Genomic DNA, 22,771 nt, shown 5'->3' with positions numbered 1-22,771 from the left:
TGCCGCCGGGATCGGCCAGAATCCGGGTAAAGGGATTTGCGGCGCGACATGGTGCGGCGCAGCGGGGCGGAAAAAATTTGCCGCCGGGGCTAAAGGTTCTTGCCGGTCGGCCGTTACCGCCAGCAGGAGCGGAAGTGTTTCCGCACGGTTGGCCCCCGTAATGGGGCTGTCATGGCAAGAGGAAAAGACCATGTCGCAAGTCATCAACACCAACATCCTTTCGTTGAATGCCCAACGGAACCTGAATGTCTCGCAGAACGCCCTGTCGCAGTCGCTCGAGCGTCTGTCATCGGGTCTTCGTATCAACAGTGCGAAGGACGATGCGGCCGGACTGGCGATCTCGGAACGTTTCACCAGCCAGATCAATGGCCTCAATCAGGCGGTGCGCAACTCGAATGACGGCATCTCGTTCGCGCAGACCGCGGAGGGCGCGCTGAACACCATTGGCGACGCGCTGCAGCGTGCGCGCGAGCTGTCGGTGCAGGCGGCGAACGACACCAACTCGGCCTCCGACCGTCAGGCGATCAACGACGAGGTCCAGCAGCTGATGGAGGAGGTCAGTCGTGTGGCCAACTCGGCGGAATTCAACGGCGGCCGGATCCTGGATGGCACGGTGGAGGACCTGTTCTTCCAGGTGGGGGCGAACCAGGGTCAGAGCATCGCGGTGAGCGGTGTCGATGCCCGGACGTCCCAGCTCGGGACCACCGAGGTGGCGGGGGAGAACGGCCTGACGCAGGAACAGATCCGGGACATCGGCATCGACACGATCGCCAATATCCAGATTGATGGCACTGATTTCGCCCAGATTGATGTGGACCTGAGCAGTGCGGAGACGCTGGAAGATGCGGTTCGGCTAATCAATGCCGACATTGCCGAGGCGGCCGCGGCGGGTGATACCAATGCCGCGGCGGTCGCGGATGCGAATCTGGAGGCATCCCTGCGGGTCAGCAATGATGGCACCACGACCATTGCCGTGACTTCCCAGCTGGGTACCGACGGGTTCGACGTGTCGGGTGGTCTGGTGACCCTGGATGATGGAGCCACGCCCACGACAGTGGACCTGTTTGACGGAGCAACGGCCGAAAACGTAACCCTGAACGACATCGACGTGACGACGCGCGAGACGGCGACGCAGGCGATGGGCGCGCTGGACGGTGCACTGACCGAGGTGAACTCGCTGCGTGCGGAGCTGGGTGCGGTGCAGACGCGTTTCGAGAGCACCATTTCCAACCTGGAAATCAGCGCGGAAAACCTGTCGGATGCGCGTTCGCGGATCCGGGATGCGGACTTTGCCGCGGAGACGGCGGAGCTGACCCGGGCGCAGGTGCTGCAGCAGGCGGGGATCTCGGTGCTGTCGCAGGCCAATGCGGTGCCGCAGAACGTGCTGGGGCTTCTGCAGTAAACTCTCACTGACCACGACGCTGGAAGGATCCGGGCATGAGGCCCGGGTCCTTCCACGGAGGGCTGGCATATGACGGATATGATCAACAACAGCATGCCGGGCGCCGGGGGCTACACGCCGAATACCCGCTCCGGGGAGTCCGGGGGCGGGCGTGCTGACGGGCGCGGTTCGGAAGCCCCGGGCGGTGGTGCTGTCGAGCGGAAAGGGGCTGCCGCCCCGGCGAGCGAGAGCGGGCCGGAACGGCAGGGGGCTTCCGGCAGCGAGAGGCGGGAGGTCGCTGAACCGGTGGAGGCCTCCGAGCTCGAGCCGGTGGTCGAATCGATCAACGCCTATCTGCAGAACAGTCAGCGGACCCTGGAGTTCAGTGTGGATGATTCCACCGGGCGCACCGTCATCACGGTGATGGATGGCGAAAGCGAGGAGATCATCCGCCAGATCCCGCCGGAACAGATGCTGGCCCTGGCGGAGCATTTCGAGAACGAACGGGCGCTTGGCGGCACGGGGTTTGTCGACAAGGCCTGAGCGGTTCGGGCCGGGCGGCATTGTTCTTGCTGCGTCGAAGGCGTTATTGCGCTGGCGCGGTCTTCTTGAGGGCCTTGCAGGAGCGCGCTTGCGCGCGAATGTGGATGCGGGGGCTACACGGCGGTCGTTTTCGCGGCTAAAGCCGCTCCTACGGTGACTCTTCTCATTCGAGGATGACCCGCGGGGGCAGAGTGGGTCCATAATGATTCATCCGCTCAAGTTTTCGGCAGAAGGGCCGTTAACCTGATCAGAAACGACGGGACACCCGCGCAGCGGGCAGGAAGGTAACGATCATGGCCATCAGTTCTCTCGGTGTCGGTTCCGGGCTGGATCTCAACCAGATCGTGGGTGATCTGGTGAACTCGCAGCGCGCGCCGCGCGAGGCCCGGCTGAACGAGCGCGAGGAACGCATCGAGGCGGAGATCTCGGCCTACGGGCAGATCAGCAACACCATGGACGGGATCGGTTCGGCCGTGTCGAGTCTGGCCGAGTTCGAGCCCGAGCAGTCTGTGTCGCTGACGAACGACGACGTGGCCAGTGTGTTCGTCACCGGCGATGCGCCCAATGGCGATTTCGATCTGGATGTCAATCAGCTGGCGCGCGCGCAGACGGTGGCTTCCGATTCCGGGCTGTTCGAGGAGTCGAGCGACGAGGTCGGCGCCGGGACCTTCACCATCCAGGTGGGCGACGGTGATGCGGTGTCCATCGAGGTGGAGGAGGGTGACTCCCTGCGTGATCTGCGCAATGCGATCAACGACGCGGATGCCGGCGTGAATGCCTCCATCGTGAACGACGGCGACGGCCCGCGCCTGACGATGACCGCCGAGCGCACCGGAGCGGAGAACACCATCTCGGTGACCGTGGATGGCGATGCGGATCTGCAGCGTCTGGAGAACCAGACCGAGATGGTGCAGGCCCAGGATGCCGAGGCCGTGATCAACGGGATGGCGATCACCAGCTCGAGCAACACGCTGGAGGAAACCATCGAGGGTCTGTCCATCGACCTGGAAGCCGAAGGTTCCACGCGGGTCTCCATTAGCGAAGACCGGGGCGCACTGCGCAATCAGCTGGAGTCGTTCGTCGAGGCCTACAACACCATGATCGGTGAGGTCCGGGAACTGACGAGTTACGACGTCGAGGAAGACGAGGCCTCGGTGCTGACCGGGGATTCCACCGTGCGCAGTGCACGCAGCCGCCTGAGCAATGCGTTGATCGAACGCTCGTCGGTAGAAGGCATCAACAACCAGACCTTCGCGGATCTCGGCATCACGACTCAGCGTGACGGGACGCTGCAGTTCGATACCCAGCGGTTCGATGATGCGATGGAGCGTGAGGGCTTCGACGACATCGCCGCGGCGGTGCGCGACCTGGCCGGCGGGGTGGACGACACGCTCGAGAGCATTACCGGACGCGAGGGTCTGTTCCAGGTCCGCCAGGACGGGTTGCAGAACGAGCAGTCGCGGGTCGACGACCAGCGTGAACGGCTGGATGACCGGATCGAACGGCTGGAGGCCCGTCTGGTGCGCCAGTTCTCCAGCATGGATACGGCCGTGGCCCAGATGCAGCAGACAGGGGATTACCTGCAGCAGCAGCTGGCCGGTATGGGACAGTAACAGAACGATCCATCGATGATTGGCAGGCGGTGCCGCAAAGGTGCCGTCCGGTTTCCGAACGGAGGCGAGCATGTACGGCATGAACACGAGAAAGAACGTCGATTCCTACCGCCAGGCGGGCATGCTGTCCGAGGTGCAGGTCGCGGATCCGCACCGTCTGGTGCAGATGCTGTTCGAGGGGGCGCTGGAGCGGATCGCGGTGGCCAAGGGTGCGATGAAGGCGGGCAATATCGCTTACAAGGGCGAGCGCATCGGCAAGGCGATCGACATCATCGACTCCCTGCGCTCGATGCTGGATGACAAGCACAATCCGGAGCTGGCCGAGCGTCTGGCCGCGCTGTATTCCTACATGATGCGCCGCCTGACCGAGGCCAACCTGCACAACGATCCGGAACGGCTGGACGAGGTGTCGAAGCTGCTGCGCGAGATCAAGGCAGGCTGGGACGAGATCCCGCCGGAGCATCGCAACGCCTCTGCGGCCCGCGCCAGCTGACCGTCTTGGACCCTCGTTCGCTGGCGAGTGCGCTGGATGATGTCCTGGGCCGCCTGCAGGCGGCCCGGGATGCCGAGGACTGGGAATCCCTGCCCGCGCTGGACGAGGAAGCGCGGGCGCTGATCCAGCGTGCCACGGTGAGCAGCGGAGACCGCCCTCCGGCGGGCGCCGAGACCGACGTGCGCGCGGCGCTGGAGCGGTTGTCCGAGTTCTATGCGGCCACGGTGCCGGGGCTGGCCGAACGGCGCTCCGAGACCGCGCGCGAGATCAAGGGCCTGCGTCAGGGCCAGCGGGCGGTGGGGGCGTATCAGAACACCCGCCGGGGCTGACCCGGCGCACCTCGTAGACGTTATCCAGTGAATGCAGGCGGTCGAACAGGCCGCTCAGCTCGCCCAGATCCGTGACCTCCGCCTCCAGCTCCATGCGCACGCTGCGATCCTCCGGATCGGTCTGCGTGTTGACCCGCAGCAGATTGATCCCGCTCTGCGAGAACACCCCGCCGACCTCGGCGAACAGCCCGGGGCGGTCCTGCGCTTCCAGCTCCAGCGACACGATCTCGGTTTCGGGTTCATCGCCCCAGCTGACCGGGATCAGGCGTGCGCGCTTGTCCTCCGGCAGGTGGAGGATGTTGGGGCAGTCATCGCGGTGGACCGAGACCCCGGCACCGCGGGTGATGAAGCCGATGATCGGGTCACCGGGCTGCGGATCGCAGCACTGAGCGCGGGTGGTGAGCAGGCCGCCGACCCCGCGGATGCGGATGTCCTCGGCATTGTGATCCGCGGCGTCGCCATCGCGGCGGCCCTCGCGGCGACGGGGGCTCGGCGCGGCGGGCGCCTCCTCGCTGGCCTTTTCGCGTTCCCGGCGTTCGCGGATCATCTGCGCCAGCCGTCCGGCGATCTGTCCGGTGGTGATGTCGCCGGCGCCCAGCGCGATCATCAGCTCGTCGAATCCGGGGTATTTCATCTGCCGGGCGAGTTCGTCGCGGTCGAGATCGGGGATGCGTTCGTGCAGTCCGAGGCGCTGGCATTCGCGGTCGAACAGCTGCTTGCCGGTGGCGAGGTGCTCGTCCTGATGCTGCTGGCGGAACCAGGTGCGCACCTTGGCCCGCGCCCGCGAGGTGTTGAGATAGCCGAGGTTGGGGTTGAGCCAGTCGCGGCTGGGGCCGCCCTCGCGGGCAGTGAGGACCTCCACCCGCTCGCCGGAGCGCAGGCGGTGGGTCAGCGGGACGATGCGACCGTCCACCTTGGCGCCACGGCAGCGATGCCCGACCTCGGTGTGCACGGCGTAGGCGAAATCCAGCGGCGTGGCTCCCTGGGCGAGATCCAGCACGTCGCCCTGCGGGGTCAGTACGAATACGCGCTGGTGCAGCGGCTCGCTCTGGATCTCGTCGAGCAGGTTCTGGTCGGAGCCGTCGGTTTCCAGCAGCTGGCGCAGCGAGGTGATGGCCTGGTTCAGGGCGCGATCCTCGCGTCCGCCTTCCTTGTAGCGCCAGTGGGCGGCGACCCCGAGTTCGGCGAACTCGTCCATCTCGCGGGTGCGGATCTGGACTTCCACGACTTTGCCCTCCGGCCCCACCACCGCGGTGTGCAGGGACTGGTAGCCGTTGTCCTTGGGGTTGGCGATGTAGTCGTCGAACTCGCCGGGCAGGTGGCGCCAGTGGTTGTGCACCACGCCCAGCACGGTGTAGCAGGTCGCCAGCCGGTCGACGATCACGCGCGTGGCGCGCAGGTCGTACAGCTCGGACAGCGAGGTGTTCTTGCGCTGCATCTTCTTCCAGATGCTGTAGATGTGCTTGGGCCGGCCGAACACCCGGGCCTCGATCCCGGCATCGGCCAGGTGCTTTTCCAGCATCCGGGTGAAGCGGGCGACGTATTCCTCGCGCTCGGTACGGTCTTCCTCAAGGCCGCGGGCAATGTCCCGGTAGGTTTCGGGCTCGAGTATGCGCAGGGAGAGGTCTTCCATCTCCCACTTGAGCTGACCCACCCCCAGACGGTTGGCCAGCGGGGCGATCACGTCCAGGGTCTCCTGCGCCAGCGCGCGGGCGCCCGTGTCGGGTTCCTTCACCACCAGCCGCAGGTGCTGTACGCGGAATCCCAGCTTGATCAGCACTGCGCGCACGTCGTCGACCATGGCCATCAGCATGCGGCGCAGGCGTTCGGCCTGTTCGGGCCGGCCGGCCGGGGTCTCGAAGCGTCGGCGGACCAGTGCGGAGACGTTCTCGGTGAGCTGCGCGACGCGTTCGCCGTAGTCGCGGCGCAGGGCCTTCGCGTCGGCGTGCCCGGCGAGGAAGACCGGGACCAGCAGGGTGGCGATCAGGGTCTGACGGTCGACGTTGAGGTGGCGGAGGATCTCGGCGACGTCCAGTGCGTGCGCCTCGAGCCCGGCTGTATCCACGGCTTCCAGTGCCCGGTCCAGTGCGGAGGCCAGGGCGCCATCCGGGGCGTCGCCGCCGGCCAGGCGGCGCAAAAGCTGGTCGCGATCCAGTCCGCGGAGTTCGGTGTTGGTCAACAGGGAATGGCGCATCGCGAGGACCGTTTCAGGCGCGGATGGGGGTTTGCGGCATGTCGGTGGCTATGGGCAGTACGGATCGTATTGTACGCGAGTTGCGCCCGTTGACGGGGATGTTCAGGATCGTGGGCATGGCCAATGTGATCCGGTTCCTGATCCTGCTTGCGACGGGTTACGCCGTGCTGGTGGCGACCGTCTATCTGACCCAGGACCGCCTGATTTACATGCCTTCGCGCGACGTGACCTCCACGCCCGCGGATGCCGGGCTGGACTTCGAGGAGGTGTGGCTGGAGCCGGAGGCGGACGTGCGCCTGCACGGCTGGTATCTGCCGGGGCCGGAGGAGGATGCCCCGGTGCTGCTGTTCTTCCATGGCAATGCGGGCAACATCGGGCATCGCCTGCATTCGCTGCAGCGGTTCCACGAGGTCGGGCTCGCGGTGCTGATCATCGATTATCGCGGCTACGGCCGTTCCTCGGGACGGCCGGATGCGCCGGGGCTGCACGCCGACGCCGAGGCCGCCTGGGCCTATCTGCGCGAGGAACGCGGCTACGCGACGGAGGACATCGTGGTGTTCGGCCGCTCGCTGGGGGCGGCGGTGGCGGCGCGCCTGGCGGCGGAGCGCGAACCCGGTGCGGTGATCCTGGAGTCCGCGTTCACTTCGGCGGCGGATCTGGGGGCGGAGATCTACCCGTTCCTGCCGGTACGCTGGCTGATCCGCCACCCGTATCCGGTCGTCGAACATGTCCGGCGCCTGGAAGCCCCGCTGCTGCTGGTGCATGCGCGCGAGGACGAGATCGTGCCCTTCGAGCATGCGCGCCGCCTGCAGGCGGCGGCCCCGGGCATCCCGCCGATCCTGGGCCTGTGCGGTGGCCACAACGACGGCTTCCTGCGGTCCGGGACGCTTTACACCCGCGGTCTGCAGGATTTCCTCGCCGCGGCGGGGCTGCATTCCGGGGATTAGACCGTGCCGGGGGCGGTGGTCTCCCGCGTCTCGACCTGGACCTCGCCGTGCAGGGTGCGGTGTACCGGGCAGCGATCGGCGATCTGCAGCATGCGTTCACGCTGTTTCGCATCCAGCTCGCCCTCGATGGTGATCTCGCGGGTGATGCGGTCGACCGGGCCGTTCTCGCCCTTGAGCTTCTCGTGCTGCAGATGCACCCGGACGCGTTCCAGCGGCAGCTGCTTGTGCGCGGCGTACATGCGCAGGGTCATGCTGGTGCAGGCTCCCAGCGACGCCAGCAGCAGCTCGTAGGGGTTGGGGCCGGTGCCATCGCCGCCGACGTCCGGCGGTTCGTCGGCCAGGAAGTGATGCGGGCCGATGCGTACGTCCTGCTGGTACTGGCCGTCGCCGGTCTCCTCGACCGTCACTTCGGTCCCGTCGCCGGGCGCGTCCGCGTCCGCCGAATCGCCTCGTTCTTCGCCGATATAGCGCGCGCCCCAGGCCGCCACCAGTCCGGCCACGTATTCGGCGTCGGCCGGATTGAGCAGGGTGTGGTCGGCATCGTCCAGTGACACGAAGCTCTTGGGGTGGCGCGCGGTCTCGAAGATGCGCCGCGCCGCGTCCACCGACACCACCGTGTCGCCCGGAGCGTGCAGGATCATCAGCGGTCGGTCGAGGTCGCGGATGCGTTCGGCCTGGGTCTGGCTGCGCAGGTCCTCGACGAATTCCCGCCGGATGCGGAACGGTCGCCCGGCCAGGTTCACCGTGGCCTCGCCCTCGGTTTCGATGGTCTCCAGCGCCTCGCCGAAATGATCCAGCACGCTGTCGGCCTCGAACGGGGCGGCGATGGTGGCGACTGCGCGACATTCGGGGATGCGCCCGGCGACGCCCAGCACCGCGGCGCCGCCCAGGCTGTGGCCAACCAGCAGGGCGGGGGCGGCCTCTCGCCCGCGCAGGTAGTCGGCCGCGGCCAGCAGGTCCTCCAGATTGGAGGAGAAGCCGCTGTTGGCGAAGTCGCCCTCGCTGTCGCCCAGTCCGGTGAAATCGAACCTCAGCGTCGCGATCCCGGCCTCGGCCAGCCCGCGGGCGATGCGGTTGGCGGCGCGGTTGTCCTTGCCGCAGGTAAAACAGTGGGCGAACAGGGCCCAGGCCCGTACGGGACCGGTGGGGCGGTCGATGCGCCCGGCCAGCATCTGGCCCTGATGGCCCGGAAATTCGACGCGTTCTCGGCGCATGCTGCGACCTCCTGTATCCGTGCCGGGATCGGCCCGGATGTCGGCCGGATCCCGGAAAACAAAAAACCCGCCGGAAGACGCTCCCGGCGGGTGACCTGGCCCGCTCCGGGACACGGAGCGGGCAGCGGGGCAGGCCGGTTTTACGCCTTGCCGGCCGCTTCGGCTTCGGCCAGCCGGATCAGCTTCAGCTCGTGGAACAGCCCCATCAGCAGGCTGACCGACATGACGAGCAGCACGATCATGAACGGCAGACCCGTACTGACCGCGCCGGCCTGGAGGGCCGACAGGGCGGCGGCTCCGCCCACCGCCAGCAGTACGGCGGCGATCAGGCCCTCGACGGTGGCCCAGAACAGGCGCTGCGACTGCGGGGCGTCGGTCTTGCCGCCGGAGGTGATGCTGTCGATGACCAGCGAACCGGAGTCCGAGGAGGTCACGAAGAACACCAGCACCAGGACCACGGCCAGGAACGAGGTGAGCGCGGCCAGCGGCAGGTTCTGCAGCATCTGGAACAGCGCCAGCGAGGAGTCGGTGATGCCCTCGTCGGCCAGCGCGCCGATGCCGTCGCGCACCTGGTCGATGCCGGTGCCGCCGAACACGCTCATCCAGATGACGGTGACCAGCGTGGGTACGATCAGCACGGCGGTGACGAACTGGCGCACCGTACGGCCGCGCGAGACGCGCGCGATGAACATGCCGACGAACGGCGACCAGGAGATCCACCACGCCCAGAAGAAGATCGTCCAGCTATGGTAGAAGGTCTCATCCTCGCGCCCGACCGGGTTGCTCAGCGGGATGATGTACTGGGCGTAGGCCGAGAGCGTGGTGCCGGTGTTGGCGAGGAAGGCGATGAAGCCGCCGAAGATCATCACGAACAGCATCAGCAGCCCGGCGACGATCAGGTTGAGGTTGCTCAGCACCTTGACCCCGCCGTCGATGCCGCGCATGACCGAGAGCAGGGCGATCACGGTGATGCCGATGATCACCGCCAGCTGGGTGCCCAGTCCGCCGTCGATGCCGTCGAACAGGAAGTCCAGGCCGGAGGCCGCCTGCTGCGCCCCCAGACCCAGCGAGGTGGCCAGACCGAACAGCGTGGCCAGCACCGCCAGGGTGTCGATCACGTGGCCGAACGGGCCCCAGACGCGCTCGCCCAGGATCGGGTAGAACGCCGAACGGATGGTCAGCGGCAGGCCCTTGTTATAGGCGAAGAAGGCCAGCGCCAGGCCGACGATGGCGTACACCGCCCAAGGATGCAGGCCCCAGTGGTACATGGTGGCGCCCAGCGCGGCTTCCTTGGAAGCCTCGGTGCCGCCTTCGATCCCCAGCGGGGTGCCGAACCATTCGGTGAAGTAGCCCACCGGTTCCGCCACGGCCCAGAACATCAGGCCGATGCCCATGCCGGCGGCGAACAGCATGGAGAACCAGGACAGCACCCCGAAGTCGGGTTTGGCATCCTGGCCGCCGATACGGATGCGGCCGATCGGGAGGAGGATCAGGGCGAGGGCGAAGAGGACGAACAGGTTGCCGGCCGAGAGGAACAGCCAGTCGAAGGTTTCCTGGATCCAGGTCTGGGTGGCACCGAGGCTGTCATTGGCCTGCTCCGGGAAGACCAGGGCGCCGATCACGAACAGGAGGATCAGTGCGGCACTGACCACGAAGACCGGGTTGTGGAGATCCAGTCCGAGAGGGTTGATGTTCTGCTCACCGATCTCGTGATCGGTGTCGTAGGCCTTTTCCAGCTCTTCTTTTTGCTTTTGCAGGTCGTCGTTGTCGCTCACCCCGATACCTCCGTTGTTTTGGTGATCACCGGATGATTGCACGCCATGGGTGGAGCCCTCAATCCCTCAATGCACGCGTCGTTTTTAGCCGGCCCGGTTATGACCGAAGGTGCGCGCCACGTAGTCGATGTCCTTGTCGCCGCGCCCGGAGAGGTTCACCAGTACGGTGCTGCCCGGGTGCTCGCGCGCGTGCTCCACCGCCCAGGCGACCGCATGGGCGCTCTCCAGGGCGGGGATGATGCCTTCGGTCCGCGACAGGCGGTAAAAGGCATCCAGGGTCTCGTCATCGCCGATCGCGTGATAGGCGACTCGCCCGGCCTTCTTGAGATAGGAGTGTTCGGGCCCGACCCCGGGGTAATCCAGCCCGGAGGCGATCGAATGCACCGGGGCCGGGTTGCCCTCGTCGTCGGTCAGCAGCATGCACTTGAAGCCGTGCAGCATCCCCGGTTTGCCGAAGGTCATGGTGGCGGAATGCTGTCCCGGTTCGGTGCCGCGACCCAGCGGCTCCACGCCGTTGAGCTGCACCTCCGGATCCTCGATGAAACCGGCGAACATGCCCATTGCGTTGGACCCGCCCCCCACGCAGGCAACCACCTGTTCCGGCAGCTGGCCGTCGGTCAGTTCCTGATACTGCTCGCGCGCCTCGATCCCCACCACCGACTGGAAGTTGCGCACCATCAGCGGGAACGGGTGCGGGCCGACGACCGAGCCGATCGCGAACAGGGCCTCGTCGGCCTGCGAGAGATACGACTGGAACGCGGAGTCCACCGCTTCCTTGAGGCTGCGCCCGCCGAAGGACACCGGGACGACCTCGGCCCCCATCAGCTTCATGCGGGTCACGTTGGGCGCTTCCTTTTCGATGTCGATCTCGCCCATGTGGATCTCGCATTCCATGCCGAAGCAGGCCGCGGCGGTGGCCAGGGCCACGCCGTGCTGGCCGGCGCCGGTCTCCGCGATCAGCTTCTTCTTGCCCATGTGGCGCGCGAGAAGGGCCTCGCCCATGCAGTGATTGAGCTTGTGTGCCCCGGAGTGGTTGAGGTCCTCGCGCTTGAGGTAGATATGCGCGCCGGCCTCGCGGCTGAGGTTGCGCGCGTAGTAGACCGGGGTGGGGCGGCCCTGGTAATGCCGGCGGATGTAGCGAAGTTCCTGCAGGAAGTCCGCCGACAGCGCCAGTTGACGCCAGGCGCGCTCGATCTCGGCGAAATGGGATTCGAGTTCCGGTGGCAGGAAGGCGCCGCCAAAATCACCGAAATAGCCTTCGGCATTCGGAAAGTCCTTGAGGTACGACATGGCAGTCTCGTGGCCGGGGGCGGCGCGGGCCGCCGTGGATCTCCGTGAGAGGGCCTATCATCGTGGTTGCCGCTCGTGCGGACAAGCGGGCGGGGAGGGCGCCCGGCCGAGCCGGGCGCCGGGGCCGGTTTACTGCAGGACGCTTTCGAGGATGCGTTCGTTGTCCTCGGTGGCTTCGGCCATGATTTCGGCGATGCTGCCGCCGAACACCCGCGCCACCAGACTGGTGTTCATGCGCGATACGATGACGGTGCCGTCGCTGCGTTCATAGACCGAGACGCGGCAGGGCATCATGGAGGTCACCACATAGTTGTCTTCCTCGCTCAGGAGGTTCCCGGCATGATCCGGCTGGCACAGTTCGAGGACCGTCACCGGGGCGACGTCGTATCCATGTTCGCCCACGGTGCCGCTCAGGTCGTGTTTGGTCGGGACCGCCCAGCCTTCGGCTTCGGCCGCGGTCTCGATACGCTCGATGGTATCGGCGTAGCCGTACTGGCTTTCATCCTCGACGATCATCAGTCCGGGCGCGGCGTTGTAGGCATAGGCAAAGGCCAGGACGATACCGGCGATCAGGCCGATGATGGCCCCCAACAGGAAACGGTTCTGCATTGCGCTCTCTCCTCGCTGTTTTTGTTGTCAGCGTCTCCACGATACGCCCGTCGGGCGTGAAATGACCATGGCGAGCTTCCTGAAAGAGCATGCCGGTCCGCTGTTGCTGGCCGGGCTGGTGGTGCTCGGGATCGGGCTGGGCATCGGCGTCGGTGATCCGGAGTGGATCCTGGAGACGGGGCGCCGGCTGACCGGAGACCCCTGGCTGCTCGCGGGGCTGGTGGTGCTGATGGCGATCCTGTTCACCTTCGCACTGCCGGGCAGTCTGGTGGTGTGGCTGATTGCGCCGTTCGTGGCGCCATGGGTCGCGGTCCCGCTGCTGGTGACCGGCAGTGTCGCGGGCGCGCTGGGCGGGTACTGGCTCGCGGGCCGTCTGGGGGCGGATCGCGGGCCGCTGCGGCACCACCCCTGGCTGGTGGAGGCCCTGCGTCGGCACGGCGACTTCCTGAATCTGATGGCGATGCGTACCTTCCCGGGGTTCCCGCATTCCGTCATCAATTATGCCGGGGGCATGCTGGGCCTGCCCCGCGCGACCTTCCTGCTGGCCACGACCCTGGGGCTTTGCGTGAAATGGGGGGTGTATTCCAGCGTGCTCTACGGGGCGGCAGAGGCCATTGAGGACGGTGACGCACTGCAGCCCTGGACCCTGGTGCCGCTGGGGGTGCTGGCGCTGCTGCTGGCGGTCGGGGGCTGGCTGCGGCAGCATTACCGTCGCTCGGGCGAGGCCTGACGGTACGGCTGCGCGGCCAGCGGATCTACGCACAAACCTGAGAGAGAACGAATGATATTCGGACGACCGCATGCGTTCTTTGCCACCGTAAACCCGGTGGTATTCACCGCCTCGTCGATCGTGGTGCTGACCTTCGTGCTGTTCGGGGTCATCTTCACCGACACGGCATCGCTGACCTTTGCCGCGATCCACGGGTTCATCACCGAATACCTCGGCTGGATCTACATCCTGGCGGTGACCGTCTTCCTCGCCTTTCTGCTCTGGCTGGCGCTCAGTCCGTACGGGCGGATTCGCCTCGGGAATACCGAGGACCGCCCGGAGTTCAGCTTCATGGCGTGGTTCTCGCTGCTGTTCGGTGCGGGGATGGGGATCGGCCTGATTTTCTGGAGCGTGGCCGAGCCGATGCTCCACTACCAGAACCCGCCGTTCGGCGAGGGCGAGACTCAGGAGGCGGCCAGCGAAGCGATGGCCTTCACCTTCTTCCACTGGGGGCTGCATGCCTGGGCGGTCTATGTGGTGCTGGGCCTGTCGGTGGCGTATTTCTCGTTCCGCAAGGGTCTGCCGCTGACCATCCGCTCGATCTTCTACCCAATGCTGGGCGACCGGATCTACGGGCCGATCGGGCACGTGATCGACATCCTCGCGGTGTTCGGCACGCTGTTCGGCCTGGCGACCTCGCTGGGTTTCGGCGCGATGCAGCTGAACACCGGCCTCAACGTGCTGTTCGGAATGCCGATCTCCGGGTGGTTCCAGGTAGGGATCATCGGGGCGATCACTTTCGTCGCGGTGATGGCGGTGATCTCCGGTCTGGACCGCGGGCTGAAGTGGATGAGCCTGGCCAACCTGTGGCTGGCCACCGCGTTGCTGCTGTTCGTGCTGCTGGCCGGGCCGACGCTGTTCATCATCCGCTTCTTCCTCGACTCCATCGGCGAGTATCTCAATCACATCGTGCAGCTGAGTCTGACCGCCGGCGCGATGCAGGAGGCCGAGTGGCAGAAGAGCTGGACCATCTTCTACTGGGCCTGGTGGATCGCCTGGTCGCCGTTTGTCGGGATCTTCATCGCGCGGGTCTCGCGCGGGCGCACCATCCGCGAGTTCATTGCCGGCGTGCTGCTGCTGCCGTCCCTTTTCGTGTTCGTGTGGCTGGCGGTGTTCGGCGGCACGGCGCTGCATTTCGAGCTGTTCGGGGACGGCGCGGGGATTGCGGCCGCGGTGGCCGAGGACACGACCATCGCGCTGTACGCCACGCTGGAGCAGTTGCCGCTGTTCCATCTGGCCTCGGGGCTGGCGACCGTCCTGATCGCGACCTACTTCATTACCTCGTCGGGGTCCGGGACCCATGTGATCGACGCGCTGGTCTCGCGCGGGAGCACGCGCTCGCCCAAGCGTCAGCGGGTGATCTGGGGCATCACCGAGGGTGCGGTCGCCGCGACCCTGCTGATCGTGGGCGGCGAGATGGCGCTGGACGGGCTGCAGACCGGGGCGATCACCGCGGGCCTGCCGGTGGCGATCATCCTGCTGTTCGCCTGCGTGAACCTGACCCGGGCACTGCAGGGCGAGACGGCCGCCCCGTACTGACGCGTCGCCGCGTGCGGGACAAGCCCCTGCTCCGGGTCTTGGTTTCGGCGGGCGGCTGCGCCACACTGCGCGCATGTCGACCGCCGCTCCCCCTTCCCGTGCCGGTTCTGCCGGGCGCCCGCTGTCGCGCCTGGCGGTGCTGGTGGTGGACGATTTCGCCAATATGCGGGCGACGCTGCGCGAGATGCTGCTGACCTCCGGCTTCGAGGACATCGATCTCGCGCGCGATGGTGTGGATGCGCTGGACAAGCTGGAACGGCGTCGCTACGACATCGTGCTGTGCGACTACAACCTGGGGGACGGGCCGGACGGCCAGCAGGTGCTGGACCGGGCCCGCGAACAGGGCTGGGTCGGACCGGCCACGGTGTTCGTGATGGTCACCGCCGAGAACAGCAACGAGATGGTCATGGGGGCGCTGGAGAGCGGCCCCGATGCCTACCTTTCCAAGCCCTTCAATCGCGAACTGCTGGTAGTACGCCTGCAGCGGGCGCTGCGGCGGCGGGATCCGCTGCGTGCGCTGGATCCGCTCTGGCGTCGTGGCGAGATCGCACAGGCGCGGGCCGAGGCCGAACGCATGCTGGCAGCAGGAGAGGGGCGCGCCGCGGACCTGCAGCGCCTGCGCAGCGATCTGGCCCTGGCCGAGGGCGAGCCGGGCGTGGCGGCCGAGGCCGCCCGTGCGGTGACGGGTGAGACCACGCCGCCCTGGGCCCAGGCGCGTCTGGGCGAGGTGGCCGAAGTCGAGGGCAACCTCGCGGCCGCCGAGGAGGCGTATCGGGCGGCCATTGCGGCGACGCCGTATTACATGCCGGCGCATGATCGGCTGGCGTTCGTGCTGGAACGCACCGGCCGCGAGCGCGAGGCGCTGGACGTGCTGGTCGCGGCGGCGGAACGCTCGCCCAAGTCGCTGGCGCGGCAGCGGGCGCTGGGGCAGCTGGCCCTGGCGCAGGGGGAATACGACCGCGCCGCGCGGGCCTGGCGCTATGCGATGGCCCTGGCGACCCAGATGCAGATACCGCATCCGGGTGACATGGCGTATCAGCTGGAGGCATTGATCGCGCGCGGGGCGACCCGCGAGGCGCGGACCAAACTGCAGATCCTGGAGAGTGATTACCGTGGTCATCCGGAGGTGGCCTGGTGGGTCGTGGTGACGCGTCTGCGCCTGCTGCTGGCCGGAGTGGCGGTGGATCGTGCGGGGTTGCTCGGCCAGCTGGATGCGGCCATGGCGGCCGGATCACCGCCGCCGGCGCTGCGCGAGGTGCTGCCGGAGCTGCTGGAGCAGGCGGGTGAGGGCGAACGCGCGCGGAGCCTGCGGACATCGAACGGCGGCCCGGGGGAGACATGAAGAGCATCGATTTCGGTACCGTCATCGCCATTTCCATCCATGACATGAAGAACTCGCTGGGGATGGCGATGAATTCGCTGGAGGCGCTGCGCGACCCGGAAACCGGCGAGTGCAACTGCGACGAGCAGACCATCGCGCGACTGCAGTACGAGGCCCATCGCGTGCACGACAGCCTGGTACAGATGCTCACGCTGTACCGCAACCAGCAGGGGCTCTACACCCCGCGGTTGCGTCCGCTGCTGGTGATCGAGCTGCTGGAGGACTACTGGGCGTCCAGCAAGCCGCTGATGGATCACAGCGGGGTGACGGCCGAAATCGACTGCGACGAGGACCTGGAATGGGTGCTCGATCGGGAACTGGTGACGGCGGTGCTGGAGAACGTGGTGACCAACACCGTGCGTTATTGTCACGGTCGCATCCGTCTGTCGGCCGTGGTGCGCGACGGCGAGCTGTGGCTGCAGGTGGAAGACGACGGTCCCGGTTTCCCGGAGCCCATGCTGGGTTCGCGAACCACCGAGGATCAGGCGATGCTGGAGCGCGGTGCCGGGCGGACCGGACTGGGCCTGTATTTCTGCGCGATGATCGCCGAGCTGCACACCGTGCAGGACGGGACGCCGGGCTCGGTCCGGCTGTCGAACGATTCGGATCTCGGCGGGGGGCGCTTTACCCTGAGACTGCCGGCGCTGCCGCCGTCCGAAACCCTGTAGCGGCGGCGGTTTCGGGTGCCGGCCGGGGGCGCCGGGTAATCTGTGGTTTCACTGTATCATCGAGAGAACCAATGCAAGCAGAAAGGATTCGTCATGCCGGTCCGGCGTTGGCCGGGGCACTGCTGGGGCTGGTGCTGATGGCCTGCGGCGGGGAGACTACGGCGCCGGTGACCCTGGATCAGCTGAGCAGCTCCGCAGCGGAGTTTGACGGCGAGATGGTGGAGGTGACCGGCCGCGTTCAGTCCTTCGATGATCCGCGGCATTACTGGATCGAGGATCATCCGCGCAACCGCGTTGCGATTTCGCCGGATGCGGCGGTCGCCGACCGCGTGGGCGAGGAAGTGCGCCTGGTCGGCCGGTTTTCGTATGATCCCGAGAGTGGCCGTTCGCTCGAAGTGAATGCGGAGGCGACGGCCGCCGCCAACGCCAGCCACTGACAACGCCATCCACTGACCAATGAGCGGACGACGCACATGACCGAATGGATCGACGTGGGGCCGGAAGGCTCGATTGAACCCGGAGACCACCGGCTGCTCGAGGCCGGGGATACCGAAGTGGCGGTGTTCAACGTGGATGGCCGCTACTTTGCCCTCGAGAACCTCTGCTCGCACGAAGAATTCCCCATCGCGGGCGGCACGATCGACGACGACTGCATCACCTGCCCGCTGCACGACGCGGAATTCGACCTGCACACCGGCGAGGCACTCACGCCGCCGGCCGAGGACCCCATCCCGACCTTCCCGGTGCGGGTGCAGGACGGGGTGATCCAGGTCGCGGACCGTCCGAACCCGGCTGACGGCTGAGGTGGTCGGTTCGCCTGTGAGCAGGCTCCCACAGGCGGGTTGGGGTGCTGTGGGAGCGGCCTCGGCCGCGAACTCAGTCGACCGGGGGCATGTATTCGTAGCGCCGGTGGTGTTCCTCTTCGGGCATGGGTACCCCGGCGGCTTCGAGGGCCTCGGTCAGGTCCTCGCAGTCGTCCAGGTCGTCGGCCCGGTTGTGCAGGGTGTACAGCGCATCCGAGGCCTCGGCGACGGGCATGCGGATGACGATTTCGCCATTTTCGGCCTTGACCAGATTCATGATTGCTCCTCCCGTTTGAGTCGCTGGTTCAGTCCTCGATCGAGGGCTGGCGCGGCGCATGTTCGTCGAATGCGTGCGGCGGCTGGCGGAACTCGTTGTCCAGCTCGTACACGCCCTGCTGCAGCACCGAAGACAGCGCGCGGGCGCCGTTGCGGACCTCGCCATTCAGTTCCGTCAGGTTTTCGGTGATGCTTTTGGCCGTTTTCTTGTCCAGCGTCAGCGTGACGATGCCGTTTTCGTTCTTGACGTCCATGGGCGGCTCCTTTTGCGGATGGTCGCGCGTTGGTGACTTGATCCAGCTCAATACTGTGACAGGATTGGGGGCGTAAAATTCTCGAGGGCGTATGCCATTCTCGGGAAGCCTCACTCCGAGCGTAGACCATGCGTGCGACCCGGGGGGCTTGTCGAGGGGGAAGCTTCCATTCTTCAACCGGCCGCAGAGCCGGGGTTTTCACACAGGGGATCCCGTTACGTGTCTTGTCTTCCAGCCGGTGTCCGGTGTTGATGTTTTCCCGTTCTCCGGTGTTTCGGCTCAGCCCGGCCGCACTGATCGCGCTCGGCTATCTCGTGGCGGGCTCCCTGTGGGTCGCTCTGTCCGACATGCTCTTCATGTGGAGCTTCGGGATCGAGGCGAGCCTGACTCGGGTCAGTCTGCTGAAGGGCCTGGGGTTCGTGTGGGTGAGTGGCGGACTGCTGTACCTGGCCATGCGGACATTCGGGGGTCGCCGAGGCGCGCGGACGCGTAACGGGGGCGGCCTGACACTGCTGCGCGGTCGCCAGCCCTGGGTCTGGGTCGCCATGGCGGTGGCGGTCGCCGGTTCGGTCGGTGGTGTCGCCTTCGGCACGTTCCATATTGCTCAGGCCACCGCGGATCAGCAGGTGCGCGAAGAACTGCGGGCCACTGCCTTTCTCAAGGGCGGACTGGTCGATCGGTGGATGGCGGAACGCGCCGGAGATGCCCGAATCCTGGCGGATGCGCGTGGTTTCACCGCGTTTGTCCGTTCGCTGCAGCGCCACGACTCCGAGGTCGCGCGCACCACACTGGAGAACCGCCTGCAGGCGATACGGACGGCCTACGGTTATCGCTCCGTGGCGATCCTGGGGGCGGAGGAACACGCGGAACTGCTGGTTGCGGGAGATGCGTCCTTCCAGCGCGCGGCGGCCAGGGCGGCCCGCGTGGAAGCGATGCAGACCGGAGCCGTCAGCCGGGCGCACGTGGATGCCGTGGACGACGCAGGGGCGACCCGGCTGCACTGGGCCGCGCCTTTGCATCACCCCGCCGATCGCGACTCTGAACCGCTGGCGGTGGTGCTGTTTTCCGCCGATCTGGATCGCCTGGCTCCGCTGCTCGGGGCCGCCATCGACCTGGAAGACGGGGATGCGGCGACCTGGCTGGTCAGTCATCCGTCCGATCGCGCGCCGGTGGTGATGCGGCTGGACGGTGAATCGGCCCGGCGCGTGGAACCCCCGGCGGAGTTTGCGCAGCTGGAGAGCCGCCTGCTGCGCGGCGGTTCCGGCGAGGCGGTGCGGATCGGATCGCTGGGCGAGGAGGATGATGGTCGCCTGGCGGCGGTGCGTGGCCTGGAGCTCGACGACTGGTCGGTGGTGGTCAAGCGGGACCGCGCGCCTCTGGTGGCCGGGGCGCATCGGCAGGCGGCATGGACCGGCGGAGCCCTGTTGCTGGTCTGGCTGCTGATGGCCGGTGCCGGGGCGCTGGTGGGGCGTCAGCAATGGCTTCAGCGCAACCTGCGGCTGATGCAGTCGCATTCGGAACAGGACCGCCTGCTGCGGGTGTTCTTCGACATGCCGTTCGTGGGCATGGCGGTGTCAGGGCCGGGTGGTCAGGGCTGGGAGCGCGTCAACGACTGCCTGGGCGACATGCTGGGCTACCGGCCGGAAGAACTGGCGAAGCTCGACTGGGATCGTCTCGCGCACCCCGAGGACCGTTCCCTGGGTGCCGATCTGGATCGCGAGATGCGTGAAGGCCGGCGCGACGGCTACGAGGTGGAAAAACGCCTGCTGCGGGCGGATGGCAGCGTGATGGTGGCGCACCTCTCGCTGAAGTGTACCCGCCACGCGGACGGCAGCATGGACCGTGTCGTGGTCACGGTGGAGGACATCACCCGGCGCCGGGAGGAGGAAGAACGCCGGCGCCTGGCTTCGGTAGTGTTCGAAAACACGCGCGAGGGCGTGGTGATTACCGACAGCAGCGCCCATATCCTTTCAGTGAACCGCGCCTTCACCGAGCTGATGGGATACACCCAGGACGAGGTCGTCGGTCACACGCCGAGGATGTTCCAGTCCGGCCGCCATGACCGGACCTTTTATCAGAACATGTTCCGCCAGCTGGAGCTCTACGGGCACTGGCAGGGGGAGATCTGGAACCGGCGCAAGAACGGCGAGGTGTTCCCCGAGCTGCAGAGCATCACGGCGGTGCACGACCCGCAGGGCCGGCGCACGCATTACGTGTCGGTGTTCGCCGACATCTCGCGGATCAAGGCCTCGGAAGAGGAGCTGGACTACCTGGCGCATCATGATCCGCTGACCGAGCTGCCCAACCGCCGGCTCCTGCTGGCGCGACTGGGGCACGGGGTTTCCCTGATGCGGCGGCGCAACGGGGTCCTGGCGCTGCTGATCGTGGACCTGGACCGGTTCAAGGACGTCAACGACAGCCATGGTCACGCCGCGGGAGACTCACTGCTGCGGACCGCTGCCATCCGGCTGCAGCGCGAGCGCCGGGGGACCGACACGGTCGCGCGCCTGGCCGCGGACGAATTTGCGGTGGTGGTGGAGAATCTGGGGCATCCCGATGATGCCGGCATGATCGCCGAATCCATGATCCGTCATCTGGCGGAGCCCTGCGATCTGGGCAACGGGGTCGAGGTCGAGGTGGTGGCGACCGTCGGGATCGCGCTGTTCCCGGATCACGGGGCCGGTCCCGAGGCGCTGCTGCAGCAGGCGGGCACCGCGCTGTCGCGCGCCAAGGAAGAGGGACGCGGGTCGTATCGTTACTACTCGGACGCCTATACCGAGGCGGCGCGCGAGCGCATCGATCTCAGCTCGCGCCTGCGCCGCGCGATGGAGAACGACCATCTGGAGGTCCATTACCAGCCGCAGTACGAGATCGCGACGGGGCGCCTGATCGGGGCCGAGGCCCTGCTGCGCTGGAACGATCCGGTGCTGGGCCGCGTGTCGCCCGGGCGTTTCATCCCGGTCGCGGAGAAAACCGGCCTGATCGTGGAGCTGGGCACCTGGGTCCTGCAGGAGGTGATCCGGCAGGGACGGGCCTGGCTGGACGCGGGTTATCCTCCGATCCGGCTGGCGGTGAACGTGTCTGCGCTGCAGTTCCGGCGGATGGCGCTGGATGAACAGGTCGTCGCCACCCTGGACGAGCACGGGCTGCCGCCGGAATGCCTGGAGCTGGAGATCACCGAGTCCGCGCTGATGGCGGATGCCGAGCGAGCCCGTCGTATCCTGGAATCGCTGCGCGACCGTGGGGTGCATTTCGCGGTGGATGACTTCGGCACGGGCTATTCCTCGCTCTCGCAGCTGAAGAGCTTCGCGGTGGACACGCTCAAGATCGACAAGAGCTTCGTCGACGGCATCGCCGGAGTGGTGCACGAGGATGACGTGCATGACCGGTCGATCACCACCGCGATCGTGGCGATGGCGCACGGGCTGGGGCTGACCGTGGTGGCCGAGGGCGTGGAGACCGCCGAACAGCTGGAGGCGCTGTGTGCGCTGAGCTGCGATTTTTATCAGGGCTACTTTGCCAGCCGGCCGATACCGGTGGCGGAATTCGAGCGCGACATCCTGGCCACCTCCGAACAGGGGGGGTGACGCGCGCCGGGAATTGGTACACTTCGCGGCTTGTTGGGCCGGCCCGGCACCGGGCACAGGGGAGAGCAGAACCGATGGAAACCGATCCGGAGCGGAAACCGCATCCTGTCCTCAAGGATTACTACGGGGACGAAAGCAACAAGCGCGCGTTCGTCGACGACCTGTTCGATCGCACCGCACCCTACTACGACCGGATCCTGCGGTTCGGTTTTCTGGGTACGGGGCAGGCGTATCGTCGCTACTCGCTCAAGCAGTCCGGTCTGCAGCCGGACATGGAGGTCCTGGATGTGGCGACCGGGACCGGCCCGGTGGCCGAAGAGATCCGCAAGATCACCGGCGATGAGCGCATCACCTGCGTGGATCCTTCGCGCGGGATGATCGACGTGGCGCGGGGCAAGCTGAATTCGCGCTTCATCCAGGGGCTGGCCGAGGATCTGCCCGTCGCCAGCGAGCAGTTCGACCGCGTGTACATGGGCTACGGTCTGCGTCACGTTCGGGATCTGCGCGAGGCGTTTGCGGAGTACTTTCGCGCGCTCAAGCCCGGCGGCCGCTGCATGATCCTCGAGGTCTCGCGTCCGCGGACGAAGCGGCAGATGGTCATGGCCCGTTTCTACTTCCGCGATTTCATCCCGTTTCTCAGCCGGGTGCTGACACGTGATCCGGACGGGCATACCCTGATGCGGTATTTCTGGGAAACCATTGACCAGTGCGTCCCCCCGGAGGAGATCATGGAGACGCTCGAATCGGTGGGTTTCGAGGACGTTCACCGTGAAGTGCAGCTCGGGGTCTTCTCCGCCTACATGGCCACGCGTCCGGCCTGATACCGCGCGGCCTTGGCCCGACTGAAGCTGCGCGTCTCCCCCGGTGCCCGCGAGGATGCGGTGGTGGGCTGGATGGGCGAGGCCCTCAAAATGCGGGTGCGGGCCGCGCCGGAGAAGGGGCGTGCCAATCGCGCCGTGGAACGCCTGCTGGCGGCCGAACTGGGGCTGCCGGCGGGCTCGTTGCGTGTGGTGGCAGGACAGACCGGCCGCGACAAGACCGTGGAGATCGACGGCTGGAGCGATGCCGCACTCCGTGAACACTTCGGTGGATGACAAGGATTACTG

Annotated in this window: 22 protein-coding genes; 15 read left to right on the top strand and 7 right to left on the bottom strand. The window is 66.9% G+C overall.

Going from position 1 to position 22,771, the window contains the following annotated elements; genetic code table 11:
- Positions 1-190: 190 nt before the first annotated feature.
- The 5 genes from B1A74_RS08560 to B1A74_RS08540 all read left to right on the top strand — a co-directional run bounded on the left by B1A74_RS08560 (position 191) and on the right by B1A74_RS08540 (position 4,359).
- Entirely contained in the window at positions 191-1,402 is a 1,212-nt protein-coding gene (locus B1A74_RS08560; RefSeq protein WP_077244382.1) for a flagellin, read from the top strand.
- A 69-nt stretch (positions 1,403-1,471) separates the two neighbouring features.
- Complete coding sequence (locus B1A74_RS08555) at positions 1,472-1,924, top strand: flagellar protein FlaG (protein ID WP_077244381.1); 453 nt, start codon at positions 1,472-1,474, stop codon at positions 1,922-1,924.
- A gap of 293 nt (positions 1,925-2,217) precedes the next feature.
- Positions 2,218-3,537, top strand: a complete 1,320-nt coding sequence (fliD, locus tag B1A74_RS08550; RefSeq protein ID WP_077244380.1) for a flagellar filament capping protein FliD — start codon at positions 2,218-2,220, stop codon at positions 3,535-3,537.
- Between the two features lie 70 nt (positions 3,538-3,607).
- Positions 3,608-4,030: a flagellar export chaperone FliS gene (fliS, locus tag B1A74_RS08545; protein WP_077244379.1), complete on the top strand. Its 423-nt coding sequence runs from the start codon at positions 3,608-3,610 to the stop codon at positions 4,028-4,030.
- A gap of 5 nt (positions 4,031-4,035) precedes the next feature.
- Positions 4,036-4,359 (top strand): flagellar protein FliT, encoded by a 324-nt coding sequence (locus B1A74_RS08540; protein WP_019590292.1) that lies wholly within the window; start codon positions 4,036-4,038, stop codon positions 4,357-4,359.
- Here the strand turns inward: B1A74_RS08540 and B1A74_RS08535 are convergent.
- A complete protein-coding gene (locus B1A74_RS08535; protein ID WP_077244378.1) occupies positions 4,298-6,553 on the bottom strand; it encodes a RelA/SpoT family protein in 2,256 nt (751 codons plus the stop codon). The genes B1A74_RS08540 and B1A74_RS08535 overlap by 62 nt on opposite strands.
- A 116-nt stretch (positions 6,554-6,669) precedes the next feature.
- Between B1A74_RS08535 and B1A74_RS08530 the strand changes: the two genes are divergently transcribed.
- The gene (locus tag B1A74_RS08530) at positions 6,670-7,500 is read left to right on the top strand and encodes an alpha/beta hydrolase (RefSeq protein ID WP_077244377.1); all 831 of its coding nucleotides are present in this window, start codon (positions 6,670-6,672) and stop codon (positions 7,498-7,500) included.
- Here the strand turns inward: B1A74_RS08530 and B1A74_RS08525 are convergent.
- From B1A74_RS08525 to B1A74_RS08510, 4 genes are all read right to left on the bottom strand, one after another.
- On the bottom strand, positions 7,497-8,714 hold the full coding sequence (locus B1A74_RS08525) for a bifunctional alpha/beta hydrolase/OsmC family protein (RefSeq protein ID WP_077244376.1): 1,218 nt from the start codon (positions 8,712-8,714) through the stop codon (positions 7,497-7,499). The two genes, B1A74_RS08530 and B1A74_RS08525, sit on opposite strands and share 4 nt — an antisense overlap.
- A 140-nt stretch (positions 8,715-8,854) precedes the next feature.
- A complete protein-coding gene (locus B1A74_RS08520; protein ID WP_077244375.1) occupies positions 8,855-10,489 on the bottom strand; it encodes a BCCT family transporter in 1,635 nt (544 codons plus the stop codon).
- 84 nt (positions 10,490-10,573) lie between these two features.
- On the bottom strand, positions 10,574-11,779 hold the full coding sequence (gene trpB, locus B1A74_RS08515) for a tryptophan synthase subunit beta (RefSeq protein ID WP_018946131.1): 1,206 nt from the start codon (positions 11,777-11,779) through the stop codon (positions 10,574-10,576).
- Positions 11,780-11,908: 129 nt separating this feature from the next.
- On the bottom strand, positions 11,909-12,388 hold the full coding sequence (locus B1A74_RS08510) for a DUF302 domain-containing protein (RefSeq protein WP_077244374.1): 480 nt from the start codon (positions 12,386-12,388) through the stop codon (positions 11,909-11,911).
- A 61-nt stretch (positions 12,389-12,449) separates the two neighbouring features.
- Between B1A74_RS08510 and B1A74_RS08505 the strand changes: the two genes are divergently transcribed.
- The 6 genes from B1A74_RS08505 to B1A74_RS08480 all read left to right on the top strand — a co-directional run bounded on the left by B1A74_RS08505 (position 12,450) and on the right by B1A74_RS08480 (position 17,548).
- Positions 12,450-13,118 (top strand): TVP38/TMEM64 family protein, encoded by a 669-nt coding sequence (locus tag B1A74_RS08505; protein WP_077244373.1) that lies wholly within the window; start codon positions 12,450-12,452, stop codon positions 13,116-13,118.
- Positions 13,119-13,169: 51 nt separating this feature from the next.
- On the top strand, positions 13,170-14,696 hold the full coding sequence (locus tag B1A74_RS08500; protein ID WP_077244372.1) for a BCCT family transporter: 1,527 nt from the start codon (positions 13,170-13,172) through the stop codon (positions 14,694-14,696).
- A gap of 73 nt (positions 14,697-14,769) precedes the next feature.
- Positions 14,770-16,038 carry a response regulator gene (locus B1A74_RS08495; protein ID WP_077244371.1) on the top strand — a complete coding sequence of 423 codons (1,269 nt, stop codon included), beginning with the start codon at positions 14,770-14,772 and terminating at the stop codon, positions 16,036-16,038.
- Positions 16,035-16,745 carry a sensor histidine kinase gene (locus B1A74_RS08490; protein WP_018946126.1) on the top strand — a complete coding sequence of 237 codons (711 nt, stop codon included), beginning with the start codon at positions 16,035-16,037 and terminating at the stop codon, positions 16,743-16,745. Before B1A74_RS08495 ends, B1A74_RS08490 begins: the two co-directional genes overlap by 4 nt.
- A 107-nt stretch (positions 16,746-16,852) precedes the next feature.
- Positions 16,853-17,182 (top strand): hypothetical protein, encoded by a 330-nt coding sequence (locus B1A74_RS08485; protein ID WP_018946125.1) that lies wholly within the window; start codon positions 16,853-16,855, stop codon positions 17,180-17,182.
- 36 nt (positions 17,183-17,218) lie between these two features.
- On the top strand, positions 17,219-17,548 hold the full coding sequence (locus B1A74_RS08480; protein ID WP_077244370.1) for a Rieske (2Fe-2S) protein: 330 nt from the start codon (positions 17,219-17,221) through the stop codon (positions 17,546-17,548).
- A gap of 73 nt (positions 17,549-17,621) precedes the next feature.
- On the opposite strand, the gene B1A74_RS08475 is transcribed toward B1A74_RS08480, so the two are convergent.
- Both B1A74_RS08475 and B1A74_RS08470 read right to left on the bottom strand, forming a co-directional pair.
- Positions 17,622-17,825 (bottom strand): hypothetical protein, encoded by a 204-nt coding sequence (locus tag B1A74_RS08475; protein WP_077244369.1) that lies wholly within the window; start codon positions 17,823-17,825, stop codon positions 17,622-17,624.
- Positions 17,826-17,853: 28 nt separating this feature from the next.
- The gene (locus tag B1A74_RS08470; RefSeq protein ID WP_018870767.1) at positions 17,854-18,078 is read right to left on the bottom strand and encodes a hypothetical protein; all 225 of its coding nucleotides are present in this window, start codon (positions 18,076-18,078) and stop codon (positions 17,854-17,856) included.
- A gap of 251 nt (positions 18,079-18,329) precedes the next feature.
- On the opposite strand from B1A74_RS08470, the gene B1A74_RS08465 reads away from it, so the two are divergent.
- From B1A74_RS08465 to B1A74_RS08455, 3 genes are all read left to right on the top strand, one after another.
- Entirely contained in the window at positions 18,330-21,665 is a 3,336-nt protein-coding gene (locus B1A74_RS08465) for a putative bifunctional diguanylate cyclase/phosphodiesterase (protein ID WP_077244368.1), read from the top strand.
- A gap of 74 nt (positions 21,666-21,739) precedes the next feature.
- Positions 21,740-22,486 (top strand): class I SAM-dependent methyltransferase, encoded by a 747-nt coding sequence (locus tag B1A74_RS08460; RefSeq protein ID WP_018870769.1) that lies wholly within the window; start codon positions 21,740-21,742, stop codon positions 22,484-22,486.
- A gap of 12 nt (positions 22,487-22,498) precedes the next feature.
- Positions 22,499-22,759 (top strand): DUF167 domain-containing protein, encoded by a 261-nt coding sequence (locus B1A74_RS08455; protein ID WP_077244367.1) that lies wholly within the window; start codon positions 22,499-22,501, stop codon positions 22,757-22,759.
- Positions 22,760-22,771 lie beyond the last annotated feature (12 nt).

The sequence above is a fragment of the Thioalkalivibrio halophilus genome, from assembly GCF_001995255.1.
Lineage (GTDB): Bacteria > Pseudomonadota > Gammaproteobacteria > Ectothiorhodospirales > Ectothiorhodospiraceae > Thioalkalivibrio > Thioalkalivibrio halophilus.
Note: the sequence above shows the minus strand (reverse complement) of the source record. Positions and strands in the feature narration are given on the sequence as shown.

What these genes read in the sequence shown, in the direction of transcription:
- B1A74_RS08560 (WP_077244382.1), top strand. Translation starts at nt 191, where the DNA reads ATGTCGCAAGTCATCAACACCAACATCCTTTCGTTGAATGCCCAACGG.
- B1A74_RS08555 (WP_077244381.1), top strand. Translation starts at nt 1,472, where the DNA reads ATGACGGATATGATCAACAACAGCATGCCGGGCGCCGGGGGCTACACG.
- fliD (WP_077244380.1), top strand. Translation starts at nt 2,218, where the DNA reads ATGGCCATCAGTTCTCTCGGTGTCGGTTCCGGGCTGGATCTCAACCAG.
- fliS (WP_077244379.1), top strand. Translation starts at nt 3,608, where the DNA reads ATGTACGGCATGAACACGAGAAAGAACGTCGATTCCTACCGCCAGGCG.
- B1A74_RS08535 (WP_077244378.1), bottom strand. Translation starts at nt 6,553, where the DNA reads ATGCGCCATTCCCTGTTGACCAACACCGAACTCCGCGGACTGGATCGC.
- B1A74_RS08530 (WP_077244377.1), top strand. Translation starts at nt 6,670, where the DNA reads ATGGCCAATGTGATCCGGTTCCTGATCCTGCTTGCGACGGGTTACGCC.
- B1A74_RS08525 (WP_077244376.1), bottom strand. Translation starts at nt 8,714, where the DNA reads ATGCGCCGAGAACGCGTCGAATTTCCGGGCCATCAGGGCCAGATGCTG.
- trpB (WP_018946131.1), bottom strand. Translation starts at nt 11,779, where the DNA reads ATGTCGTACCTCAAGGACTTTCCGAATGCCGAAGGCTATTTCGGTGAT.
- B1A74_RS08510 (WP_077244374.1), bottom strand. Translation starts at nt 12,388, where the DNA reads ATGCAGAACCGTTTCCTGTTGGGGGCCATCATCGGCCTGATCGCCGGT.
- B1A74_RS08505 (WP_077244373.1), top strand. Translation starts at nt 12,450, where the DNA reads ATGACCATGGCGAGCTTCCTGAAAGAGCATGCCGGTCCGCTGTTGCTG.
- B1A74_RS08500 (WP_077244372.1), top strand. Translation starts at nt 13,170, where the DNA reads ATGATATTCGGACGACCGCATGCGTTCTTTGCCACCGTAAACCCGGTG.
- B1A74_RS08495 (WP_077244371.1), top strand. Translation starts at nt 14,770, where the DNA reads ATGTCGACCGCCGCTCCCCCTTCCCGTGCCGGTTCTGCCGGGCGCCCG.
- B1A74_RS08490 (WP_018946126.1), top strand. Translation starts at nt 16,035, where the DNA reads ATGAAGAGCATCGATTTCGGTACCGTCATCGCCATTTCCATCCATGAC.
- B1A74_RS08480 (WP_077244370.1), top strand. Translation starts at nt 17,219, where the DNA reads ATGACCGAATGGATCGACGTGGGGCCGGAAGGCTCGATTGAACCCGGA.
- B1A74_RS08475 (WP_077244369.1), bottom strand. Translation starts at nt 17,825, where the DNA reads ATGAATCTGGTCAAGGCCGAAAATGGCGAAATCGTCATCCGCATGCCC.
- B1A74_RS08470 (WP_018870767.1), bottom strand. Translation starts at nt 18,078, where the DNA reads ATGGACGTCAAGAACGAAAACGGCATCGTCACGCTGACGCTGGACAAG.
- B1A74_RS08465 (WP_077244368.1), top strand. Translation starts at nt 18,330, where the DNA reads ATGTTTTCCCGTTCTCCGGTGTTTCGGCTCAGCCCGGCCGCACTGATC.
- B1A74_RS08460 (WP_018870769.1), top strand. Translation starts at nt 21,740, where the DNA reads ATGGAAACCGATCCGGAGCGGAAACCGCATCCTGTCCTCAAGGATTAC.